This is a genomic window from Sphingomonas aliaeris (assembly GCF_016743815.1).
Lineage (GTDB): Bacteria > Pseudomonadota > Alphaproteobacteria > Sphingomonadales > Sphingomonadaceae > Sphingomonas > Sphingomonas aliaeris.
On record NZ_CP061035.1, the window covers coordinates 2,958,585 to 2,978,265 of the forward strand.

General features: G+C 62.4%; 26 protein-coding genes. 20 read left to right on the forward strand and 6 right to left on the reverse strand.

Features of this window, described 5'->3' with window-relative positions; all coding sequences use genetic code 11:
- The first annotated feature begins 30 nt into the window (after nucleotides 1–30).
- The 8 genes from H5J25_RS13875 to H5J25_RS13910 all read left to right on the forward strand — a co-directional run bounded on the left by H5J25_RS13875 (nucleotide 31) and on the right by H5J25_RS13910 (nucleotide 3,526).
- Entirely contained in the window at nucleotides 31–561 is a 531-nt protein-coding gene (locus H5J25_RS13875; RefSeq protein ID WP_202091921.1) for a head-tail connector protein, read from the forward strand.
- A complete protein-coding gene (locus tag H5J25_RS13880; RefSeq protein WP_202091923.1) occupies nucleotides 558–914 on the forward strand; it encodes a head-tail adaptor protein in 357 nt (118 codons plus the stop codon). Before H5J25_RS13875 ends, H5J25_RS13880 begins: the two co-directional genes overlap by 4 nt.
- Entirely contained in the window at nucleotides 914–1,444 is a 531-nt protein-coding gene (locus H5J25_RS13885; RefSeq protein WP_225883124.1) for an HK97 gp10 family phage protein, read from the forward strand. The genes H5J25_RS13880 and H5J25_RS13885 overlap by 1 nt, the downstream gene beginning before the upstream one ends.
- Nucleotides 1,441–1,842 (forward strand): hypothetical protein, encoded by a 402-nt coding sequence (locus tag H5J25_RS13890; RefSeq protein ID WP_202091927.1) that lies wholly within the window; start codon nucleotides 1,441–1,443, stop codon nucleotides 1,840–1,842. The genes H5J25_RS13885 and H5J25_RS13890 overlap by 4 nt, the downstream gene beginning before the upstream one ends.
- An 11-nt stretch (nucleotides 1,843–1,853) precedes the next feature.
- A complete protein-coding gene (locus H5J25_RS13895; RefSeq protein ID WP_202091929.1) occupies nucleotides 1,854–2,051 on the forward strand; it encodes a hypothetical protein in 198 nt (65 codons plus the stop codon).
- 71 nt (nucleotides 2,052–2,122) lie between these two features.
- A complete protein-coding gene (locus tag H5J25_RS13900) occupies nucleotides 2,123–2,572 on the forward strand; it encodes a hypothetical protein (RefSeq protein ID WP_202091931.1) in 450 nt (149 codons plus the stop codon).
- Nucleotides 2,573–2,687: 115 nt separating this feature from the next.
- Entirely contained in the window at nucleotides 2,688–3,095 is a 408-nt protein-coding gene (locus H5J25_RS13905; protein WP_202091933.1) for a hypothetical protein, read from the forward strand.
- Nucleotides 3,059–3,526 carry a phage tail assembly chaperone gene (locus tag H5J25_RS13910; protein ID WP_225883125.1) on the forward strand — a complete coding sequence of 156 codons (468 nt, stop codon included), beginning with the start codon at nucleotides 3,059–3,061 and terminating at the stop codon, nucleotides 3,524–3,526. The genes H5J25_RS13905 and H5J25_RS13910 overlap by 37 nt, the downstream gene beginning before the upstream one ends.
- On the opposite strand, the gene H5J25_RS20790 is transcribed toward H5J25_RS13910, so the two are convergent.
- Nucleotides 3,523–4,509: a hypothetical protein gene (locus H5J25_RS20790; RefSeq protein ID WP_225883551.1), complete on the reverse strand. Its 987-nt coding sequence runs from the start codon at nucleotides 4,507–4,509 to the stop codon at nucleotides 3,523–3,525. The genes H5J25_RS13910 and H5J25_RS20790 overlap by 4 nt on opposite strands.
- A gap of 3 nt (nucleotides 4,510–4,512) precedes the next feature.
- Here H5J25_RS20790 and H5J25_RS13920 point away from each other — a divergent pair, with 3 nt between their 5' ends.
- From H5J25_RS13920 to H5J25_RS13965, 10 genes are all read left to right on the forward strand, one after another.
- Nucleotides 4,513–7,977, forward strand: a complete 3,465-nt coding sequence (locus tag H5J25_RS13920; protein WP_263973932.1) for a phage tail length tape measure family protein — start codon at nucleotides 4,513–4,515, stop codon at nucleotides 7,975–7,977.
- Between the two features lie 396 nt (nucleotides 7,978–8,373).
- Nucleotides 8,374–12,057, forward strand: a complete 3,684-nt coding sequence (locus tag H5J25_RS13925; RefSeq protein WP_202091943.1) for a hypothetical protein — start codon at nucleotides 8,374–8,376, stop codon at nucleotides 12,055–12,057.
- Nucleotides 12,054–12,689: a hypothetical protein gene (locus H5J25_RS13930; RefSeq protein ID WP_202091945.1), complete on the forward strand. Its 636-nt coding sequence runs from the start codon at nucleotides 12,054–12,056 to the stop codon at nucleotides 12,687–12,689. The genes H5J25_RS13925 and H5J25_RS13930 overlap by 4 nt, the downstream gene beginning before the upstream one ends.
- A gap of 103 nt (nucleotides 12,690–12,792) precedes the next feature.
- Nucleotides 12,793–13,347, forward strand: a complete 555-nt coding sequence (locus H5J25_RS13935; RefSeq protein ID WP_202091946.1) for a hypothetical protein — start codon at nucleotides 12,793–12,795, stop codon at nucleotides 13,345–13,347.
- 25 nt (nucleotides 13,348–13,372) lie between these two features.
- Nucleotides 13,373–13,633, forward strand: coding sequence for a hypothetical protein (locus tag H5J25_RS13940; RefSeq protein WP_202091948.1), 261 nt, complete (start codon nucleotides 13,373–13,375; stop codon nucleotides 13,631–13,633).
- Complete coding sequence (locus H5J25_RS13945) at nucleotides 13,630–14,127, forward strand: D-Ala-D-Ala carboxypeptidase family metallohydrolase (protein WP_202091950.1); 498 nt, start codon at nucleotides 13,630–13,632, stop codon at nucleotides 14,125–14,127. The genes H5J25_RS13940 and H5J25_RS13945 overlap by 4 nt, the downstream gene beginning before the upstream one ends.
- Nucleotides 14,124–14,369, forward strand: a complete 246-nt coding sequence (locus tag H5J25_RS13950) for a hypothetical protein (protein ID WP_202091952.1) — start codon at nucleotides 14,124–14,126, stop codon at nucleotides 14,367–14,369. Before H5J25_RS13945 ends, H5J25_RS13950 begins: the two co-directional genes overlap by 4 nt.
- Nucleotides 14,366–14,788, forward strand: coding sequence for a hypothetical protein (locus H5J25_RS13955; protein ID WP_202091954.1), 423 nt, complete (start codon nucleotides 14,366–14,368; stop codon nucleotides 14,786–14,788). Before H5J25_RS13950 ends, H5J25_RS13955 begins: the two co-directional genes overlap by 4 nt.
- Nucleotides 14,778–15,071, forward strand: coding sequence for a hypothetical protein (locus tag H5J25_RS13960; RefSeq protein ID WP_202091956.1), 294 nt, complete (start codon nucleotides 14,778–14,780; stop codon nucleotides 15,069–15,071). Before H5J25_RS13955 ends, H5J25_RS13960 begins: the two co-directional genes overlap by 11 nt.
- Complete coding sequence (locus tag H5J25_RS13965) at nucleotides 15,068–15,610, forward strand: response regulator transcription factor (RefSeq protein WP_202091958.1); 543 nt, start codon at nucleotides 15,068–15,070, stop codon at nucleotides 15,608–15,610. Before H5J25_RS13960 ends, H5J25_RS13965 begins: the two co-directional genes overlap by 4 nt.
- A 129-nt stretch (nucleotides 15,611–15,739) precedes the next feature.
- Here H5J25_RS13965 and H5J25_RS13970 read toward each other — a convergent pair whose 3' ends face one another.
- From H5J25_RS13970 to H5J25_RS20795, 4 genes are all read right to left on the reverse strand, one after another.
- A complete protein-coding gene (locus tag H5J25_RS13970; RefSeq protein ID WP_225883126.1) occupies nucleotides 15,740–16,465 on the reverse strand; it encodes a Crp/Fnr family transcriptional regulator in 726 nt (241 codons plus the stop codon).
- A 54-nt stretch (nucleotides 16,466–16,519) separates the two neighbouring features.
- On the reverse strand, nucleotides 16,520–16,735 hold the full coding sequence (locus tag H5J25_RS13975; protein WP_202091963.1) for a hypothetical protein: 216 nt from the start codon (nucleotides 16,733–16,735) through the stop codon (nucleotides 16,520–16,522).
- Nucleotides 16,732–16,890 carry a hypothetical protein gene (locus tag H5J25_RS13980; protein ID WP_202091965.1) on the reverse strand — a complete coding sequence of 53 codons (159 nt, stop codon included), beginning with the start codon at nucleotides 16,888–16,890 and terminating at the stop codon, nucleotides 16,732–16,734. The genes H5J25_RS13975 and H5J25_RS13980 overlap by 4 nt, the downstream gene beginning before the upstream one ends.
- 200 nt (nucleotides 16,891–17,090) lie before the next feature.
- Entirely contained in the window at nucleotides 17,091–17,918 is an 828-nt protein-coding gene (locus H5J25_RS20795) for a PEPxxWA-CTERM sorting domain-containing protein (RefSeq protein ID WP_225883127.1), read from the reverse strand.
- 237 nt (nucleotides 17,919–18,155) lie between these two features.
- On the opposite strand from H5J25_RS20795, the gene H5J25_RS13990 reads away from it, so the two are divergent.
- The gene (locus H5J25_RS13990; protein ID WP_202091967.1) at nucleotides 18,156–18,302 is read left to right on the forward strand and encodes a hypothetical protein; all 147 of its coding nucleotides are present in this window, start codon (nucleotides 18,156–18,158) and stop codon (nucleotides 18,300–18,302) included.
- Here the strand turns inward: H5J25_RS13990 and H5J25_RS13995 are convergent.
- Complete coding sequence (locus tag H5J25_RS13995; RefSeq protein WP_202091968.1) at nucleotides 18,299–18,574, reverse strand: hypothetical protein; 276 nt, start codon at nucleotides 18,572–18,574, stop codon at nucleotides 18,299–18,301. The genes H5J25_RS13990 and H5J25_RS13995 overlap by 4 nt on opposite strands.
- Before the next feature lie 328 nt (nucleotides 18,575–18,902).
- Between H5J25_RS13995 and H5J25_RS14000 the strand changes: the two genes are divergently transcribed.
- Nucleotides 18,903–19,652 carry a hypothetical protein gene (locus H5J25_RS14000; protein ID WP_202091970.1) on the forward strand — a complete coding sequence of 250 codons (750 nt, stop codon included), beginning with the start codon at nucleotides 18,903–18,905 and terminating at the stop codon, nucleotides 19,650–19,652.
- Nucleotides 19,653–19,681: the final 29 nt, after the last annotated feature.

Sequence of the window (19,681 nt, forward strand, 5' to 3'; positions counted from 1 at the left end):
ACTCCAAAACCCCGACGAGCGAGGTGATCTATGGCGCTTATCGGTCTGCTCCCGCGTGTCCGGCGCCAACTCCGGATCGAGCCGGAAGACAATAGCCGCGACGACGAACTGAAAGATTGGGTCGCGGACGCTGTCGCATGGGTCGAGCGGGAAACCGGTCATATCCTTGAAGAGCGGGATGTGACCGAACAGTTCCGCGGGTTCGGCCCGGTGACGCTCAAGGCGTGGCCGATCAAGGCGGATGCTGTCCCGGCTGTCGCGTATATTGGCGCCGACGACACGCCGGTCTCGGCGACCGGCCGGCTCGATATCAGCGGCCGGCCTGCGCGGGTGCTGCCGCCTTCCGGATCGTTTTGGCCGTTCGTTGATAGCGAGCAGCTGTTCAGCGTGACCATCCGAGCCGGTTACGGGGACGAGGATGATATCCCCGGCAATCTGAAGCGCGCCATGCTGATGCTGATCACGGCTTACGATCAGGACCGCGAAGGCGGCGACCTGTTCAAAAAGTCGGAAGCAACCGCGCGCAAGCAGTGCGAAACCTTCGTCCTGGCCCTCGTATGAGCGTCGGGAAAGGCCGCGCAAGTCGGTACAATCGCCGCCTCGCAATCGAAAAGCCGGTGCCGAACACGGCTCTGACAGGTGCCGGGTCCGGAACTTGGACGGCTGTCGGCGGCGTGTGGGCGGAAGTGCAGGACGTTCTACCGAGCCGCGGGGAACGGTTCGACGGCGGCATCAATCTCGCAACGCGTCCGGCGCGCGTCCGCATGAACTATCGAACCGATATAACAACCGCGATGCGGTTCGTCATGGGGAGCCGGATCATGCAGATCATATCTGGTCCGGCTGAGATCGGTTTCAAAGAAGAAATCGAGTTTATGGTCGAGGACTTCAGCCTAGCCGGGAACGGTGCGTGATGGCTTCGCTGAAAGGCCGCACCGAGGTCGCCCGGTTCATCACCGGACTGCCTGCCGAGATCGAAACCAAGCTTCTGCGCGGCGCGGCTCGCGCTGCAGCCACCGTCGTCGCGGACGACGCCAAGCAACGGTCGATTTCGGCGGAAGTCAGCGCCGCGGTGAAAGTTCGCACCGCCGCCAAGCGCGGCGACACGACCGTCGTTGCGAAGGTCCAGGTGAAAGGCCCCGGCTCCTACATCGCGCCTTGGCTCGAATACGGGACACTGCCGCATTACATCAGCGTGGCGGACGAGCAGCGGGGCGGAAAAAGCGTAAGGCGGATCAACCGGCTCGGCGGCGCCAAGGCCCTCGCGATCAACGGCAAGTTCGCCAAGACCGTGTACCACCCCGGCACCGACGCCCACCCGTTTTTACGGCCCGCGCTCGACGCGAACGAAAGCGAGGCCATCGCCGCTGCGCAGGGCTATATCAACAGCCGCGTTACGCCGGCTGGAATAGTCGGGACCGCCGAGAACGGTGATGACGAATGACCGGCGACGAGATCGTTGGCACCATGCTTCGCGAATGCGCATCGCTCACGGCGCTCGTCGAGGCGCAGAACATCATGCTCGACGAACTGCCGGACAGCGCGACTATCCCCAACCTGCTGGTGACCAGCGTCAGTTCCGTCGATCGACAGCAGCTTGAGCGCGGTTCGAGTGTCCGGGTGACAGAGCGCGTGGCGGTGAAGGTCCGCGCGAACAATTCTCAAGAACGCCGCGAGATCATCCGACTGGTGCGCAAGTGCTGCGCCGGCATGATCGGCGCGATCGGCGGGGGCGCGAACGTCGCGATCCTTACAGCTGGCCAAGGCCCCAATCTGCGCGGCCCAGGCAACTCGTTCGAAAGAACGCAGGATTTCCGCGTCTCGTTTGACGATCCAACCTGAAGGAGAAGACCATGAGTTCCGCCAATCCCCCTATCGCTGCGCGTGATTTCACCGACGCCGGCACCGAGCGTTTCTTCGCCGCCGACGCGCCGATCGATGCCGATGACGGCACCATCGCGAACTATCGCGCCGCAGGGCTGATCAAGGAAGACGAAGCACCGTCTTCGAAGAAGCCCACCGACAAACCGCAGGGCGACAAGCCCGCATAACCAGTTTCGCCCGGCACCCGCCGGGCGGATTCCCGCCGGACCGCGACGGCTCATCACCAAGGAGAATGATCATGGGTCTAATGACCGGCGCAGGTTCGACGATCGGCATCAGTGTCGCCACCCCTGCCACGAAGGACGTCGCCGGCTATGCGACGCTGACCTACACCAAAGGCGGAAACTGCGAAAAGATCGGCACGATCGGCGCGACCTTCGCAAAGACCGAGTTCCAGCCGTTGGACGGCGCGAAGGAAAAGCTGAAGGGCAGCGCCGATTATGGTTCGCTTCAGCCGTCGTTCGCGCTGGACGATTCCGACGCAGGCCAGACGCTGTTCAAGACGGCGGCCGATAACGAGAACAACACCCTCTACTCGTTCTGCGTCACGTACCAGTCGGGCGCGAAGCGGTATTTTCAAGGCCGTGTATTCGGCTGGCCGGAAACCGTCGATGGCGCCGACCCTGTCGTGATGGCGATGCCGACCGTCGAGATCTGCACGAAGGTCGTGCGCGGCCCCGCCGCCTAACACCCGGTTCCGGCGCCCGCGACGTCGGCCTACCCCCTATGTACCGACACTGCCCCGCTGTCGCGGGCGCGTGGTGGTGTCGGTGCAACCCCTACAGCCCGCGAGGTAAATTCCAATGGACGCAAAATCTCTCAAGGTCGCTCCGACCGCCACGATCCACGTCAATAACGCAGCCGGCGAGCCGCTGTACGACGACGGTAAGAAGGTCCAGATCAAGATCCACGGCCCCGGCAGTCGTCCGTTCAGCGCCGTCGAGGCTCGGCAGAGCGCGCGCTTCCTGAAGCGCATGAACGACAATGACGGCAAGATGACCGCTCCGACCGCCGACGAGCGTCGGCAGGAACTGGCCGAGGATCTGGCCGAGGTCACGATCGAGTTCGAAAATCTGACCTATGATGACAAGACCGGCTCGGAACTGTTTCAGGCCGTCTATGCCGATCCTGAACTCGGCTACATCCCGGCGCAGATTAACAAGAAGATCAAGGATTGGGGCAATTTTTTGCCCAAGTCGAACGCGATCTGAAACTGGTTGTCCGGCAGATGGCGTGGCTCAATGCCACGCCCAAGCCGGACGATCGCACGAAGCGCGCTCAGATCGGCGCCGAGGTGGCGCAGGTTTCGCGACTTGCTCGGTTTAAAGCCGACAAGATCAAGCCGCAGATGCCGCCCAACCCGCTGCCGCATATCGTCGATCGTTTGGTCGAGATCGGGTTGAACGAGCAGGCCGGGATGGGCGTGGCGCCTCTCAGCTGGTCGACGATCGACGCGTGGACGAGACTGACCGGCATCGATCTGATGCCGTGGGAAGTGCGGCTTATACGGAGCCTGTCCGTCGCGTACCTATCGGAAGGCAGTCGAGCAGAAAGCGAGAATTGCCCACCGCCGTGGCGCGGCACTTGGACTGCCCGTAACCTTGAGGTCGAGCAGTCGCGGTTGGAAGAGCTGCTCGGCTAGTCGTCCCGCTTTACCTCCAATATTAGGGAGGCGATGGTCACGCTACAGGCGGCCGGCGACAGTTCGCCGATACCTTCGGCGCGGCCTTGCGCGAAATTCGCGTCGCCGTACGAGATCATCTTGCGCAGCAGCGGCACCGATCGCGTGCGAGACGTCCGCATATAACCCCGCCAGAATTTCAAATCTGCTGCGCTGGTCACCTTTTCGCAGCGTCCTAGCTGAGTCTGAAGCACTCCCCAAGAAAACACCTGGCGCGCTTCGGCCCGCCCTACGCCTTGATCTATCAAGCCGACGTGCTGAGATGACCATAGCTTCCGGAACGACGGCTCTATCACCTCTTTCGCTGATGGGATTTCGTCCCCGTTCAGTGCCAACGCTGCCGCCATCGTCATCGCGAGAATCATCGTGCTGCCTCCCTTTACCCGGACGGTTCTAGCACGCGCCGCTGACACAAAAGCAAATTCGATACCTGACGCGCCTGCCGCGGTCAGCCAGCCGTGGAGGCCACCCATATGGACGACGGCTCGCCTACCCTTGAGGTAGGATTTGCGATCAATTTCGGCGATGCGTTCGGCCAGCTGCGCACGCTCGACGATATCGTCGGCGAGACGGCGGCTACGGTCTACCGCGAAGCCCAGCAAATGGAGAAGGCGCTGGGCGGCGGGTTCGGCCTTAGCGGCTCCACCGCGGAAATCCGCTCGTTCGGTAACGCCCTCACCCGCGAGATGCAGGCGATCAAGCGCGAAACCGATCAGGCCGAAAAATCGGGCGAGGCTATGGTCCGCCAGATGCAGCGGCAGGTGGACGTGTTCGGCAAGAGCGCGAGCGAGATCCGCAACATGCGCGCAGAGCTGCGCGCAGTAGCTGCCGAAGATAAGGGGCTGACGGAACTTGCCGCTCGCATTCGCACGCTGAACGGCGAAATGAACCGGCTTGAGGTCGGTACGGGGAAGGTAGGAACCGCCAATCGGCTGGCGCGGCACGACATGCTGAACCTCGGCTATCAGATCAACGATGTGATCGTGTCGCTGATGGGCGGACAGAAGCCCATGACCGTGTTCGCGCAACAGGGCGCCCAGATCGGCCAGATCGCGGCGTCGTCCGGCGTTGGGCTGCGTGGCATGGCGGCCAGCCTAGTGGCGCTGGCTGCCCCATTCCTGCCGATAATCGCGCTCGTCGGCGCAGCGGTCGGCGGTTTCCTCCTGTTCGATCGCGCCGTATCGAAGGGCGTCGATACGAAGGCGATGATTGCCGGCCTCGGCCTGACGCGAGACGAGATCAAAAAGCTCGAGAACACGACAGTGACCTCCGGCGATGTGATCAAGGCCACGTTCCAGGTCATCGCCCAGCGGGTCGGGTTCGACATGGGCAACGTCAAACAATACTTTTCTGACGCGCTAGACTTTATGACGAAGCTGGGCCGTCTGACGCTCGCCGGTATCTATGCCGAGTTCGTGGGGACATTCCGCGCGGTCAGTGCGGTCGTTCAAGCAGGCTTCTCCGGTAAAGGTATCGATGGCATGCTGGCAGCGGCAGGCGATGCCTATACCGGCGCGTTCAATGAAGCCAACGGCGCCCTGAAGCGCTTCGGCACCGATGTCGAAAAGCAGATCGGGTCGAACAAGCTCAAGGATCTGCGGAAGCAGGCGAATGAGATCAAACTCGATCGCCCGGAGAAGACGGACAAGCATGCCGAGCAGTTGCTGCGTGAGGCAGAGGCCGTCGAAGCTCAAATCCGAAACCTCTATGAATTGGCTGATGCCTACGGCGTGTCGGGTGCCGCTGCGCTAATTGCTGAGGCCCGCGTCAAAGCGGAGTCCGCAGCCATCAAGGGCCGCGCGGACATCGAAGAGATGGTGGAGCGTCAAATCCGCCTGTCTATCGCCGAACGCGTGAAAAGCGCGGCAGCGGGTGCGGCGGCAATGCGCGACGAAGCAGCCATCCAGCAACAAGTGAATGACTCGGTGCGTGCCGGGATCACGCCTGCGGCTCAGGCGGGCGAGTTACTGCGCGATCGTATTGCCGACCTGTCCCTCCTTGCCGCAGTGGAAGCCGCCCAGCAGGTGTCGGGTCAAAAGGGCATCAATGCCACCGCAGCGGCAACGCGGGCGCTCGACGAGCAGCGTGCGGCCCGTGTGGCGCTGACCGACGCTCAGAAGCAAGCCAGCCTGCTCGCCGCGAGAGACGGGGCGAATGAGTCGCTGGCTCTCGCCAAGGAAGAGCTTCGCTTGATCGGTGCGACCGACGAGGCCCGCGCGCGAGCGCTCGCGACGATGAAGGCAACGCAGGAAGCAGCCCGGATCGGCTGGGGAGGTAAGGACGCCGCTGATTACGTGAAGACTATGGGCGACGTCGCGGCTCAGGCTGTGATCAATGCCCAAGCGCAGGACGCCTACAACGCATCCCTGACCCAAACGGCGGACGAGTGGGACATCATCGCGAACAAGGTCGCCTCGGCGGCGCGCGGTATGGCGGACGCATTCGGGGCATCCGGCCGCGCGATCGGCGAGGTCGCCGCGATCTTCGCCGACTATCAGGCACAGCGGACGCGCGCCGAGGCGGTCCACAATGCCGAGGTGACGAAGGCCGGGAACAATCAGATCAAATTGGCGATCGAGAACAGGCGTTACGCCCTGCAATCGTCTGGCGCGCAGGTTGCCGCGTATGGCGACATGGTCGGCGCCGCGAAGGGGTTTTTCAAGGAAGGCTCGAAAGGGTATCAGGCGCTCGCCGCCGCGGAGAAGGTCTACCGCGTCGCACAGTTCGCGATGTCGCTGCAGGCCATGATCCAGAACGCCGCCGAGACGCTTGGCTTCGTCGCCAACTCGACGGCCCGGTCTGCTGCGGCCGGCGCCGAGGGCATCGCCACTCAATCAAAATTGCCTTTCCCGGCCAATATCGCCGCAATGGCGGCAACGGCTGCCGCGCTTGTTGCAGCCGGTATCGCCGTGGTCGGCGGCGGCGGCGGGGCCGGCGGGGCATCCGGTCGCCCTGTATCTAACACCGGTACAGGCAGCGTTCTCGGCGATCCTGAAGCGAAGTCGGAATCGATCAAGAACGCGATCGATGCGCTGCGCGAAGTCGACCTGCTCCAGAACAGCTATTCGCGCCAGATGGCCGCGTCGCTCCGGTCGATCGACAACCAGATCGGTGGCGTCGCATCGCTGGTGGCCCGGTCCGGTGACATCAACGCGAATGCTGGTGTGACCGAAGGGTTCAAGATGAACGGCTTCGGCAGCCTGCTTAGCAAGATCCCGCTGATCGGCGGCATCCTTGGCGGCCTATTCGGATCGAAGACGACGGTCACCGGCAGCGGCCTGTACGGCGGCGCGCAGTCGGTCGGGTCGATCCTCGATGGCGGTTTCGATGCGTCGTATTACAGCGACATCCAGAAGAAGAAGAAGTTTTTCGGGATCACGACGGGCACCAGCTATTCGACGCAATATAGCGGCGCCGATCCGAACCTCGAAAATCAGTTCTCTTTGATCCTGCGCTCGTTCAACGACGCGATCGCCGCGGCGGCTGTCCCGCTCGGCAGAATCGACGCTCGATATCCAGAGCCGCTTGCGCAGCTTCGTGGTCGATATCGGCCGCATCGATCTGCAGGGTCTCTCGGGCACCGAGATCCAAGAAAAGCTGTCGGCGGTGTTCGGCAAGGCGGCGGACGGCATGGCAAACGCCGCCTTCCCGGGCCTTCAGCAATTCCAGAAGGTTGGCGAGGGCCTGTTCGAAACGCTCGTCCGCGTTGCATCCACTGCCGAGGCCGTCACCACGGCGCTCGACCAAATGGCAGGCGCGGCACCCCAACTCAGCATCGACGCCAAGCTGGGCCTTGCCGACCAGTTCGACAGCATCAGCGACTTCACCAGCGCGGTCGGCTCGTATTTCGAGGCGTTTTACACTTCGGAAGAGCAGGCCGCGGCGAAGACGGCGCAGTTCACGAAGGTGTTCGCCAGCCTCGGCGTGTCGATGCCTTCGTCGCTGGCCGGGTTCCGGGCGCTCGTCGAGGCCCAGAACCTCAACACGGCGGCGGGTCAGGCGACCTATGCCACGCTGCTCCAGCTCGCCCCTGCGTTCGCAGATCTGCAAGCGTCGATGGAGGGCGCCAAGAGCGCGGCCGACATCGCGAGCGAGCGCAACGATCTCCAGCGCCAGCTACTCCAGCTGCGCGGCGACACCGCGGCTATTCGTGCGCTCGATCTGGCGAAGGTCGATCCCAGCAACCGCGCTCTGCAACAGCAGATCTGGGACATGCAGGACGCGCAGGAAGCGGCGAAGACCGCTCAGGCGCTCGCGGACGCGTGGAAGTCGGTCGGCGATACGATCATGACCGAGATCAAGCGCATTCGGGGGCTGAACGACACGGCGACTGGCGGCGGCTTTGCCCAGATGCTGAGCCAGTTCAACGCTGCGAACATCGCGGCCCGCGGCGGCGATCAGGATGCCGCTAAGTCGCTGCCCGGTCTCTCACAAGCGCTGCTGACCGCGGCAGGCAACGCGGCGACCAGTCGTCAGGAACTGGAGCGTATCCGCGCCCAGACTGCGGCGAGCCTAGAGGCGACCTACGGCGCGATCACCGCGCTGACCAAGTCGGGCAGCGCTCCGGTCACCGCGACGTCTGCGCTGGCGAACGCGGCTGCGGTGCAGGCCGCCACGCCGGCCGCTGCCAACGACGACACCGCGCTCGCCGTTGCAGATCTGCGCGCTGAGATGGCGACGAGCCGGCAGGAAACGAATGCGGCGCTCGGACGCATTGCCGCAAGCAACGAAAAGATTGCCCGCAAGATGGACGATATTACGACGCAAAGCGGCGGCGATGCGATCTCGATAGTCCAGGCTGACGCGGCATGAGGGTCGTAGCTAATGGCGCCGAGTTTGAACTCGGCACGACCGAGGCGACCCCGACGATCGGCATCACGGATTTTAGCCGGCGGGTGACCGACGAGTTCGGCGTGACCACGGTCGTTGAGCGCAGCTTCAGCCGCCGCCTTTCCGTGCGGCTCGCCGTCCCCGCGTCCGGCGTCGATACGCTGCACCAGCGGCTGACGGATCTCCGGTCTACCTCCGCACTGTGGATCGCCGATAGCGCCTCCGAATGGCTGAGCGTTCAGGGGTTCTATAAGGATTTCTCGATCGACGCGGCCTTGGTCCCGCTCAGCTTCTGCACGCTGACGATCGAAGGCCTTGCCCAGACCGAAATCGTCCCAGACATCGGCGGCGATCCGGCCCCACCGGGCATGTCGTCGTCGCTGCAACTACTCCAGCCGGTAACGGTGACGGACAGCGCGCTGGCGAGCAGCACTGCGGCTGAAACCGAATATGCGGAGTGGTCGGCAGGAACGTCCTACCCGCAGGCTGCGCGCGTCCTGAAGGCCGCGACTCACCGGGTCTATGAAAGCGCAAACGGCGGCAACCTGAACCATGACCCCGCCGCGCTCACCGGCGAATGGATCGACATCGGCCCCACCAACCGCTGGGCGATGTTCGACCAAGCGCTCGGTACCGCTACGTCAACCCCCTCGCCGTTGGTCGTCAATCTGAACGTCACCGCGGCGGATGCAATTGCGCTGATCGACGTCGTCGCCGCGACCGTCCGGGTGCAAGCGGCCGGCTACGACGAGACGCGCGCGGCGACCAAAGGCACGGTCACCTTCCTTGATATGCCGTCGACCACGGGCGTGGTGACGGTCACTGTGACCGGCAGCGGAACGGTAGAGGTCGGCACGTTGCTCGTCGGCAAGGTCGTCAAGCTGGGCGTCACCGAGACGTCGCCGACCGCCGGCATCACCGATTACAGCCGCAAGGTGCAGGACGAGTTCGGCGACGTTCAGGTCGTTCAGCGCGCTTGGGCGAAGCGGATGACCGCGAACGCTCTGATCCGCACGAGCGCAATCGATCAGGTCGCGAACCGGATCGCCGCGGTGCGCGCGCGCCCGTCGCTCTGGATCGGCGGTGCCGGCCTCGATCTCCTGACGATCTACGGGTTCTTCAAGGATTTCTCGATCGAGCGGGGGGAAGGCGTCAGCAAGCTGTCGCTGTCTGTCGAAGGGCTGAGCAAGGCAGCGCCTCTACCTGTCACGGCGATCGTTCTGGTTCCGCGCGGCGCTTACGACAACGCCACATCCTATGGCGCGGGCGACCTTGCGCAATACGAGGGTTCGACGTGGGAATATGCGGCGGACGAAGCATCGACCGGGAACGCCCCACCTTCCCTGCCGGCGACGCGCAACCAATACTGGCGCGTTTTTGCGCAGGCCGGGGGGGATGGTCAGTCAGCGCCGCTCCTTCGAACGCAGTGGTCGATTGACGGCGTAGGAGGCTGGCACGCGGACTATGCCGATGGCGATGCTTATCAGCGCCAGTCGAACGACGATGGCGCAAGCTATGGTCCGGCAATCCGCGTTGTCGGGGAGTCGGGAACCGGCGTCGATGGCGTTAGCCAATCCCAGATATTCCGTCGCGCGGCGACCGTCCCTGCGACCCCGACGAGCAATACTGGTGATCCGCCTCCGGGCTGGAGCGACGGTCCCCCCGCCGGCACCGATCTCATCTGGCAGTCGTCCGCCAAGTTCCGCAGCGGCGTCCAGCTTACGCCGTGGTCTACGCCCCAGCGCATTTCCGGCCTCGATGGTCGGGCCGGCGACAACGCGCCGCTGCTCCGCACGCAATGGTCGGTCAACGGCACCGGCACCTGGCACGACGCTTATACGGCTGGCGATCTTTACCTGCGGCAATCGAACGACAACGGCGTCACCTATGGTCCCGCCGTCCGCGCGATCGGCGAGGATGGCGAGGACGGTGTCGGCGCCGATGGCATAAGCCCGGCCCAGATCTTTCGCCGCTCGGCGACCGTACCGACGACGCCGACCACGAATACCGGCAATCCCCCGCCCGGATGGTCGGACGGACCGCCAGACGGGACCACATACATCTGGCAGTCCTCGGCGAAGTTCCGCGGAACGGTCCAGTTGACGCCTTGGTCGACGCCGCAACGGATTTCCGGGTTGGACGGTGCGAGCGCACCTCTATTGCGGACGCAGTGGTCTACGACGGGCACGGGCGGCTGGCACGACACGTTCGCAACTGGCGACCTGTATCTGCGCCAGTCGAATGACAATGGCGTCACCTATGGGGCAGCGGTCCGAGTTGTTGGCGAGGCGGCGGAAGGCGGCATCGACGGCATCAGCCCGTCCCAGATATTCCTTCGATCGGCGACTGTTCCGGGCACGCCGGGGACGAACACGGGCAATCCTCCACCGGGATGGTCGGACGGCCCTCCTGCTGGCACGGCCTATATCTGGCAATCGTCGGCACAGTTCCGCGGCTCCACCCAGCTGACGGCTTGGTCGGCGCCGCAGCGCATCTCGGGCTTGGACGGCCAGCCCGGCGCGTCCGCACCGCTGTTGCGCGTGCAGTGGTCGGTGAACGGCACGAACGGCTGGCACGACACTTATGCCGAAGGCGACGTGTATCAGCGGCAGTCGAACGACAATGGAGCGACCTACGGCCCCGCCATCCGGGTGGTCGGGGAAGACGGCACCGGCGAGGACGGTATCAGCCCGTCGCAGGTATTTATTCGGGCATCGACCGTGCCGCCCACGCCCGCAACAAACACCGGCAACCCTCCATCGGGCTGGAGCGACGGTCCGCCTGCGGGAACTGGTTTCATCTGGCAGTCGTCGGCGCGTTTCCGCGAAAGCGTGCAGCTCACTCCTTGGACGTCGCCGCAGCGTATTTCCGGCACGGACGGCGCGGCCGGCGTCAGCCCCAGCGTCGTGTCGCTGAACAAGGCGTCGCTGACGTTCGCGGCGGACAGCAATGGCGTGGTGAAGGCCGGGCAACAGCCGCAATTTGTGCAGGCAAACTATAAGACAGGCACCGAGGATCATACCAGCGCGGCCACCTGGAGTATCACCAGTGCGTCAAACAGCGCTTCGGTCGCCGTCGATGCATCGGGCAAGGTAACGATCACCGACGTAACCGGGGCCGGGGAAGCAACGGTCCGCGGATCGTTCAACGGCGTCACTCCGCAAGATCAGTCTTTCAACTGGACCCGACCGAAAGACGCCCCGCCCCCGGCAAGCGCCACCTCGCTCTCGTCGGCGCCGACTGGACAACTCCAGGCTACGACCACGACCTATCCAGCCTCCCCGGTGGCCACGCTGACGATCAGCACGAATGCGAGCGGCCAGCTTGCCGCGAATCTGGCGCTTTCCTACTTCGCGAACGCTTCTGGCGGCGGCGGCGGCACCCAACCATATAATTTCAGCATCGCCGCATACGTTGGATATCGGCCGACAGAGTCGAGCGCGCCGTTCACCGGCTTCTCGCAAGGGCCGGTGTCCGGCTTTTCGTCGTCGTCGCCCGGCCAGTTCGAGCGGCCGGACGAGGGGAGCCTCTACATTGAGCAAACGCAGACGGGGCTTGCGGCGAACACCACCTATGTCGTCGGCTTCTTCCTGCGCCGCGAATTTTCGTTGCGTTCGATCTCAGCTGACTGGTCCGGCACCTTTACGGTGAGCCAGCCATGATCTTTCATCGCTACACCGCCTCGACGGGCGCGCTGCTCGGCAGCTACGCCGAGGATCCGCGCCTCGCCAAGTCCGGGATCACCTTCAACGCCGCCACGCAGGCGATCAGCGAGCAGGATATGGGCGGGGTCACTCCCGACATGGCATGGAACCCCACGACGCACCTGTACGAGATCGATGCGGCGAAATTGGAAGCGCGGCTGATCGTCAGCATCAAGGCGACCAACGAAGCGCTGGTGCGCGGCGTCTATTCGCAAAATTACGGGAAGCAGAAGAAATACTCGCGCAAGCAGCAGGAGGTGCTGGACTTCCGGTCGCTGACCGGCGCGCTGGGCATCCCGGTCGTGCAACCGCTATCGGCCGCGCTGTCGCTGTTCCTACCCGGTTTTCAGGCGCTGACGGCGGCGCAGCAGCAGAAGCGATTTCGTTTTTCGAGATCGCAGGCTGCCAAGCGCGGCGTGTCGATCGACGTTATCATCGCTGAAATCGAGGCGAGGATCGATGTGGTCGAGACGAAGGTGTCGGACTGGGAGGCGACCGAGCTGGAGGCCATCCGGTCGATCAAGCTGGCGACCACCGCCAGTGCGAAGCAGGCGATCTTCGACGCGATCAACTGGAACTGGTCGGCCTGATCCGCTGACATCTACCGAAAGGATTGACCATGAACCTGCTTCCGCGGGCCTGCGGGCCTATGCATTCGGCGCACGTACGCCGATCAGCGCGAACGATCGCATAATGGAGGCGACGATTGCCGCGCTCGTCTCGCGAAGCACAGCCAGCGGGTGGCTTCTCTGCATCCTGGCAATCGGCGGGGTGATCCAGCTTAGCCGGATCGTCGCCCTCCAGCGCCCGAAGATGAAGGAGTTGGAGACGCAGGCTGAGGAAAGCGAGCGGAACGCCGCTGCGCAGAAGGAAGAAAGCCTCCGCGATACGTTGCTGGTTCGGGTCGAGCGCGTCGAAGAGCAGCTCGATCGCGAGCGGAGCGGTCGCGCGGACGATCGCCGCGAACTCGAAAACAAGATGGAACGCCAGCGCGAGCTATACGAGACCAAGCTGGAGGTAGAGCGCGCGCGGCACGAAGCGGCGGAGATGCTCAGCCGGCACAAAGTCCGCAATCTGGAAGCATGCCTCTCTGCGTTCCTGTGGATGGCCGAAAAGCGCCCCGACAATATCCCGGAGGTCGTTGCCGAGGTCCGCAAGATGCGTGCCGAGCAGGAGTTGGCGGAGGCTGCGGAAAAGGGCGCCGTGGCCGGTGCGAAAATCATCGCAACGGGCACCAAGCCAGACTGAACCAATCGACATCGGAGAAACGACCATGACGACGGCACCAGTCGGCGGCGGCACTGCCGTGTCCGACGACGACATCGAAGGCCACCTCCCCGAATACATCCAAGGGGCAAAGCGGTGCGGCATCCAGCGGTCGGTATGGTTGCCGAGCTTTTACGTCCCTTGGTCCCCCCGGAATGACAACGAAAACGCGGAAGGCCCGTGGTCTGATTGGGTAGCGCTCGCTCGCCAGATCCTCGTGGTTGACGCCGAAGCGCGAGCGAAAGCGATGAAAGGAAAAAAATCATGACGACGGCATCCGCCGGCGGCAGCATTCGGCTGTCCCCGCACTTCACCCTGGCCGAAATGACGGCCACCTCGCACAAACTGCCGAACGCGCCGAACCCGGACGAGGTGAAGGCGCTGACCGCGCTTTGTCTCAACGTGCTGGAGCCGGTGCGCGCGCACTTCGGCAAGGCTGTGCGGGTCAATAGCGGCTTCCGGTCGCAGCAGGTCAACGCGACGGTCGGATCGAAGCCGTCGTCGCAGCATCGCAAGGGCCAGGCCGCAGACATCGAGATCGAAGGCGTGTCGAATGCGGACTTGGCGAAGTGGATCCGCGATACGCTCCCCTTCGATCAGGTGATTCTCGAAAACTACCGCAAGGGCGTCGCCGGGTCGGGATGGGTTCACGTCTCGTGGAGCGGCACTGCCAAGCGCGGCGGTTCGAAGGGCGTCAATTCGGTCCTGACCATGACGCTCGGTACGCACGGCGCGACTTACACTTCGGGCATCAACGCATGACCGCGCGCGAGCAGCTGGTCGCGTACATCGCGACCCTCACCGCCTTGGTTCTCGTCATCATCGTCGCGTTGCTGATTGCCGCATGGGTGCCCGAGGTCATGGGGAAGATGGAGGTCTTTGGCCTCGGCACGGTCACCGGCGGATTGATCGGCGTCCTCCGTTTCCCGTCCGCCCGATCGCCGGTCGCGACGACGGACAACGGCGACGTGAACGTCGGCGACGGAACGGGGGCATCGCGATGATGGGCCTCTCGCTCCTTTCGCTGCCGCAGAAGATCCTCGGCGGCGTGATGGCGATCCTGCTGACGATCGCGACGATCTACGGCGTCCGCGAACATATCCGCGCCGGACAGTGGAAGGCCCAGGCGGATGCCACGGCTGCGAAGCTGAAGAGCGAGGAACAGGCTCACGCCATCACCCGGCAGTCGCTCGGCTCGGTCCAACGCGAACTCGACATCCAGTCGCGCATGGTCAGCGATCTCGCGTCACTGGGCGATCAGCGGAAGCAGGCGGCTTTGAAGGCGCAGGCGGCGGCACAGGAGGCAGGCAAGGCCGCGGAGGTGCGAGCGAAGGCGCTCGACGCGTCTGCGGCGGCTGTGCGGCCCGGCGCGGACAAATGCCCGCCAAGCGACGTGTTCTGGAACCAGCGAGGTGACCTATGACTATCCGACTGCTTTCGGCCGCGCTCGCGCTGGCCTGCCTATCCGCCTGCGCAGCGCGCCCGGCGGCGGCTCCCCGGCCGTCGAAGTGCGGACCGTCACGATCGACCGGCCGGTGCCGGTGCCGTGCGTGAAGCGGTCGGCGATCCCGGCCGAGCCGCCGAAGATCAGCGGCAAGCTGACCGGCGACGCACGGCGTGATCTCGACACTGTGACCGCGTCGGCAGTCCGGCTCCGCAGCTGGGGCGTCGAACTGGTCGCGATCCTGAGTGGCTGCACGCCGTGACCGTCTGCCGCGAGTGCGGGGCGCATAGCGCGCAGCGGGTTAGCCGCGGTCCGCTGACGGTCCAGATCGACCCCGACGCCGCCTACTGGCGCGGCAAGCTGCTCCCGATCGTCGGGTATCGGCTGCGCATCCTGCACCTGCTCTGCTCTCGCGGCCGGGCCAGCCACTTTGCGATCGCAATAGCCGGGAGTGGCCCAGACAGCGGCGCGTCCACGGTCAGCGTCCAGATCAGCCTCCTGCGCCGGCAACTGCCCAAAGGCGTCGAGATCAAGCCCATCCGGGGCTTTGGCTACGAACTCACCATTACGGAGGAACACATGAACGACCTGAAACAACGCGCGTCCGAACATCTTGACGCGCTGCCCGAAGACACCCTGGCCTATGTCGTGCTGTCGATATCGGCGGATAACAAGCCGCAAGCCTTTTCGACAGTGGACGGAATGGCGACGTTCGCCATTCTCGGCCGGTCGATCGCGGGAACGGCCGAGTTCTTTGCGCAAAATGCAAAGAAGGCCCATGCCGAAGAGCCTGAGGCATGACCGAGCGCAAGCCGTGGGTGACACCTTCTGTCATCGTCGCGTCGCTGGTCGTGACGGAAGGCGTCGTCGCGCAGGGCGTTCATGAGATGACGAGCGACGATCTTGGGAGCTAGCTCGATGGTCCCGCCGCTAGGCGTTTGCGCGGGTGCGCAGATCAAGGTAATTTCGATCGAACTCAGCCCGTTTTGCCAGCCGCTGCCAGTCGTCTATCACCAGTGACCGGCTGCCGTTTCGACTGATTAAAGCCTCCGCGACCAGCTCCTTTAGCATGCGGTTGACATGCACAGACGTCAGGCCGGTCGCATCTCCGATCTGCTCCTGGCTCAACGGCAGCTCGTAACGCAAAGCTTCGCCTAACCCTGCAAGTTCAAGCCTGACGGATAACTCACATAACAAATGCGCGATGCGCGTAACGGCATCTCGCCGACCGACATTGACGATCCATTCGCGAAAAATCGCCCCGTCTATGAGCGTATCAATCCACAGAGCAAGGCCGACGCGAGGAAAGTCAAACGCAAGCTTTTTGATAGCCGCCGCAGGAATGACCGCAACTTCGCAATCTGTCAGCGTTTGAACGCTATGATCGGCGACTCCAAGGAAGGAGTTCTGTAGGTCGACCAGATCGCCTTTCATATGAATGGCCAGGATCTGTCGCCGGCCATTTACGACAAGCCTGTTACGCATAGCGAACCCGGACATAAGAAAGCAGGCTTGCGAGACTTTCTCGCCCTCTTTCACAACGAAGTCATTGCGCCGGATACTCTTCACAACTGAGGGTAGTCCGAGGATGGCGTCCTTATCAACCGTTAGCAGCCTGTTCCTTAGATCGAGCTTGCGGACGAGCGGCTCAAGCACCCAATTAGAGTCAAATATCATGACAATGCTCCCGATAGGCGAAAGCGGAGGGTCTCACAGCGCGTCACTCTTCGGCTCGGGAAGATGATCAAGAGAGTGACCGACTTGGTTCGATGGAACGTCGAAGCGATGCTTAATCGCTACGTCCAAGCAGTCCGCCAACATGGCGGTCAAAAGCGTGTCGCCGACGCGATCTGTCAACGTCAGCGCGTCGGAAATGCCCCGTATTGCCCCCTCGCGCGGGTTGGGTGCTGGCGTTTCTTCCGTCACGCTGTGACAACCTGCATCGCTTCGATCTCGGCCGCATAGGCGTCAGCTCTGGCGTAATGGGCTATTCGCGCGGTGATGCTGTTGCTCTTCTCGCCCTGCTCTCGAGCCTGTCTCTGCAATTCCCGCAAGCGAGCAACTTCGATCGTATCGGCCATAGTTATACTCCCGTTCAGCGGGAGCGCTCCAGCGTCTCTCAGTCGCCGCCATGCCGTTAGCGAGTCGCAGCGATTGCCCTATCTATATCAAACCGCGCCGAAGTGCACGAGGCCTGCTTCTGCCCTCACTCAACGCCCGTCCGGAAGCAAAAAGCCGCCAGCCTTTCGGCCAGCGGCTTAGCGCTTCCCGCAGGAAAGCTTTAGGCGAACGAGACCTTCGCGCTGCGGCGACGCGTGCGCATCGCTGCTCCCATAATGCCGAAACCGGCAATCATCATTCCCCAGGTGGCAGTTTCTGGTACACTGCCTATATCAGTCGCGGTAAGAAAAATGCCCGATGATGACGACATCGTAACTTCCTGCGGCAAATCAAATTTGATCGATGCCGTGTGGAGATAATCCGCGATATTGCCAGGTACAGCTAAAACCTCTAGAGCGAGCAGAAAGGTTTGAGTGTAGCTTTTCCCAGTGATATTGCTTGTGACATCGAAATACGCGGAATCGACACCGACGGTATATTTTAAATCTGAAAAATTGGTTTGATAATAAGTGATATTGCTCGGACGGCTTCCGTTATACACGAACGACGAAAACCCGAGTTGATTTCTTAACCCAAATAACGTCCCACTACCAAGTGTCGCAACTCCATGAAGGGTTATTCTGTATTTTAGCTCGGTGACGGTATCGTCATCTGCTCCTGCAACATTGAATGTAAGGAGATCCTGATACGAAGCGAACGCGGTACTACCGCCGTTCTGGCTTCCATCTGCATTACCCGACGTCGATACAAAGGCCCCAATTTTACCGGACGCTAAATTTGCATATGACACCGCATAGTCGTCCTGGGCAACTCTCGACTCCAGTAGGAGGCTAGGCCGGAAATCACTGTCCGAGGTGATAACTCCGTCGTAGTTATAAATCGTACCCGTCACCGAACTTTGTATTATATCCTGTCGGTTAGTGATGTGACCGATCTGATTTTTGACCGCAGTTTGGGCGTAATTTTGAGCGCTTGATGCCTCGCTCACGAACAAGGTCGATGCGACAGATAGCGTCAGTAGCCCGCGGATCGCGTGCAAATTCGATGTAGAAAATCTCATAGTTGCCTCCCCCTATTTCGATTTGCTTTACAAGCAATTATTATGCCATCGGCGTATCTCCGACGTTTTTTAGTTGGCCGGTTGGCGATGTGTAAGCCCTGGCGACAGTCTTACAAACGATCTTGGAATAACGGTGCCGAAGAGTTCGTTTTGGTACTATAAGGCTTGGCGGTCGCTTCCGCATTTATTCGCATCCGGTTCGCCGCCTTCCACCAGGTCGACGTCGAGACGACCTATACGATCTCGTCGGCGGCGGGATCGGGTAAGCGCGTCGGCGAGCTGCTGATCTCGAATTTCCCGCTGCCGGGTTAGGTGGCTGGCTTCGTCGGCGTGCCGCCCAGATCCTCAGGCGGCACCCGGAAATACCGCGACAGCAGCGCGATCTCTTCCCGTCGCAGGCTGTTGGGCACGCCCCGCGAGACGTACCGCTGGAGGTATCCCTCATCCCGGTCGATCAGCCGGGACAGGGCCGCATAGGTCTCTCGGTGCATCGTCACGAGCCCGTCCAACCGCTCGCGCGGCGCCTTGTTCTGTTCGATCATCTCGTCGATCGACAGGCGGCGCGTAAAGATGTCTCGTACCATCCGCCTAATATAAGTCGTCTGGATCCGATCTACGAGGAGCGCTCAAGCGGGCGCGTCGCTTCGGCGACTCGCCATATCATCATTTGTGTGTAGCCTCCCGGCGAGTGATTCGCAGGGGCGTTATGAAAGCAAATTTTCGGCAGGTATTCGTCTATAATTTTGATGTAACTACCGCGCGTAAGGCTGCGGTCCTCCCAGATTTAATTGATCTCATCCACATACTTGAACGGCGGCGGGTCGCCGGTCGCGCAACATTGCCGATCGAGGGGGTGATATAAATCTTACGCTTGCCCCGATTGTTCTCGGGGCCGGGGACCAAACTGCGACCTTGCTGGTCCGCCACTCAGACAAACATTCGGCCGAGTCAGTTTACAGCGATATCCTCAGCGACACATTCACCGCGCACGCGAAAGGCGCGGCCGAGGGCGGCGAAACTGGAGTCCACATCTTCCTCTCCTTGGCACCTGAAGCCGCGATTCCGAATCGCTACACCTGCATCATTGAAAAAGCGGCGGGCATCAGTGTGACAACGATCCGCCGGTTTTTGAATCGACTTATCCACGACGAATACGATGAAGACCCAACATCGTTTAGCTATCCCCACCCGGGCGGTCAGCGGACCCGTGCGGGCAAGGTTGCGATGGAGAGATGTTTGCCGCGATTGGAGATCGATGGTCGCCCCTCGCAACGTCTGGCTGACGATGTTCAGAACGGAAGGTTGACCGGAATTGTACTGAAGCGCGCTGTGCCGCACACCCCGGTAGGTGGCGTGCCTTTTATCACGCAAAAGGAAGCCACACTTCGGCTCGAAATCGATCAGGGGCACCTTACCGCCAACATCTGGGGTGATGTCCGTCGAGCTTTGGCAGCGGAAGCGGGCACCTATCCCTCCGCGCAGATCGGGATCAAACTACCTGCTCGGAAAAAAACGGTAAGCTTAGAGGTCGACACTGCGACCGGCTCGCCGCTCAATGAGATGTATTTCCAGTCTTTCGACGTGGTAAATATCAACCCCCGATGGCGCAGTCGGCTCGACAGGTGGTTCGCCATTTCGTCACGCGCGTGTTGCCGCTTCTAATCGCCGAACGGAGCATATAAGGTAGCAAT

What these genes read in the sequence shown, in the direction of transcription:
- H5J25_RS13880 (WP_202091923.1), top strand. Translation starts at nt 558, where the DNA reads ATGAGCGTCGGGAAAGGCCGCGCAAGTCGGTACAATCGCCGCCTCGCA.
- H5J25_RS13890 (WP_202091927.1), top strand. Translation starts at nt 1,441, where the DNA reads ATGACCGGCGACGAGATCGTTGGCACCATGCTTCGCGAATGCGCATCG.
- H5J25_RS13925 (WP_202091943.1), top strand. Translation starts at nt 8,374, where the DNA reads ATGAGGGTCGTAGCTAATGGCGCCGAGTTTGAACTCGGCACGACCGAG.
- H5J25_RS13995 (WP_202091968.1), bottom strand. Translation starts at nt 18,574, where the DNA reads ATGGTACGAGACATCTTTACGCGCCGCCTGTCGATCGACGAGATGATC.
- H5J25_RS13935 (WP_202091946.1), top strand. Translation starts at nt 12,793, where the DNA reads ATGGAGGCGACGATTGCCGCGCTCGTCTCGCGAAGCACAGCCAGCGGG.
- H5J25_RS13945 (WP_202091950.1), top strand. Translation starts at nt 13,630, where the DNA reads ATGACGACGGCATCCGCCGGCGGCAGCATTCGGCTGTCCCCGCACTTC.
- H5J25_RS13875 (WP_202091921.1), top strand. Translation starts at nt 31, where the DNA reads ATGGCGCTTATCGGTCTGCTCCCGCGTGTCCGGCGCCAACTCCGGATC.
- H5J25_RS13950 (WP_202091952.1), top strand. Translation starts at nt 14,124, where the DNA reads ATGACCGCGCGCGAGCAGCTGGTCGCGTACATCGCGACCCTCACCGCC.
- H5J25_RS13900 (WP_202091931.1), top strand. Translation starts at nt 2,123, where the DNA reads ATGGGTCTAATGACCGGCGCAGGTTCGACGATCGGCATCAGTGTCGCC.
- H5J25_RS13895 (WP_202091929.1), top strand. Translation starts at nt 1,854, where the DNA reads ATGAGTTCCGCCAATCCCCCTATCGCTGCGCGTGATTTCACCGACGCC.
- H5J25_RS13905 (WP_202091933.1), top strand. Translation starts at nt 2,688, where the DNA reads ATGGACGCAAAATCTCTCAAGGTCGCTCCGACCGCCACGATCCACGTC.
- H5J25_RS13885 (WP_225883124.1), top strand. Translation starts at nt 914, where the DNA reads ATGGCTTCGCTGAAAGGCCGCACCGAGGTCGCCCGGTTCATCACCGGA.
- H5J25_RS13980 (WP_202091965.1), bottom strand. Translation starts at nt 16,890, where the DNA reads ATGGCCGATACGATCGAAGTTGCTCGCTTGCGGGAATTGCAGAGACAG.
- H5J25_RS13955 (WP_202091954.1), top strand. Translation starts at nt 14,366, where the DNA reads ATGATGGGCCTCTCGCTCCTTTCGCTGCCGCAGAAGATCCTCGGCGGC.
- H5J25_RS13940 (WP_202091948.1), top strand. Translation starts at nt 13,373, where the DNA reads ATGACGACGGCACCAGTCGGCGGCGGCACTGCCGTGTCCGACGACGAC.
- H5J25_RS13920 (WP_263973932.1), top strand. Translation starts at nt 4,513, where the DNA reads ATGCTGAACCTCGGCTATCAGATCAACGATGTGATCGTGTCGCTGATG.
- H5J25_RS13930 (WP_202091945.1), top strand. Translation starts at nt 12,054, where the DNA reads ATGATCTTTCATCGCTACACCGCCTCGACGGGCGCGCTGCTCGGCAGC.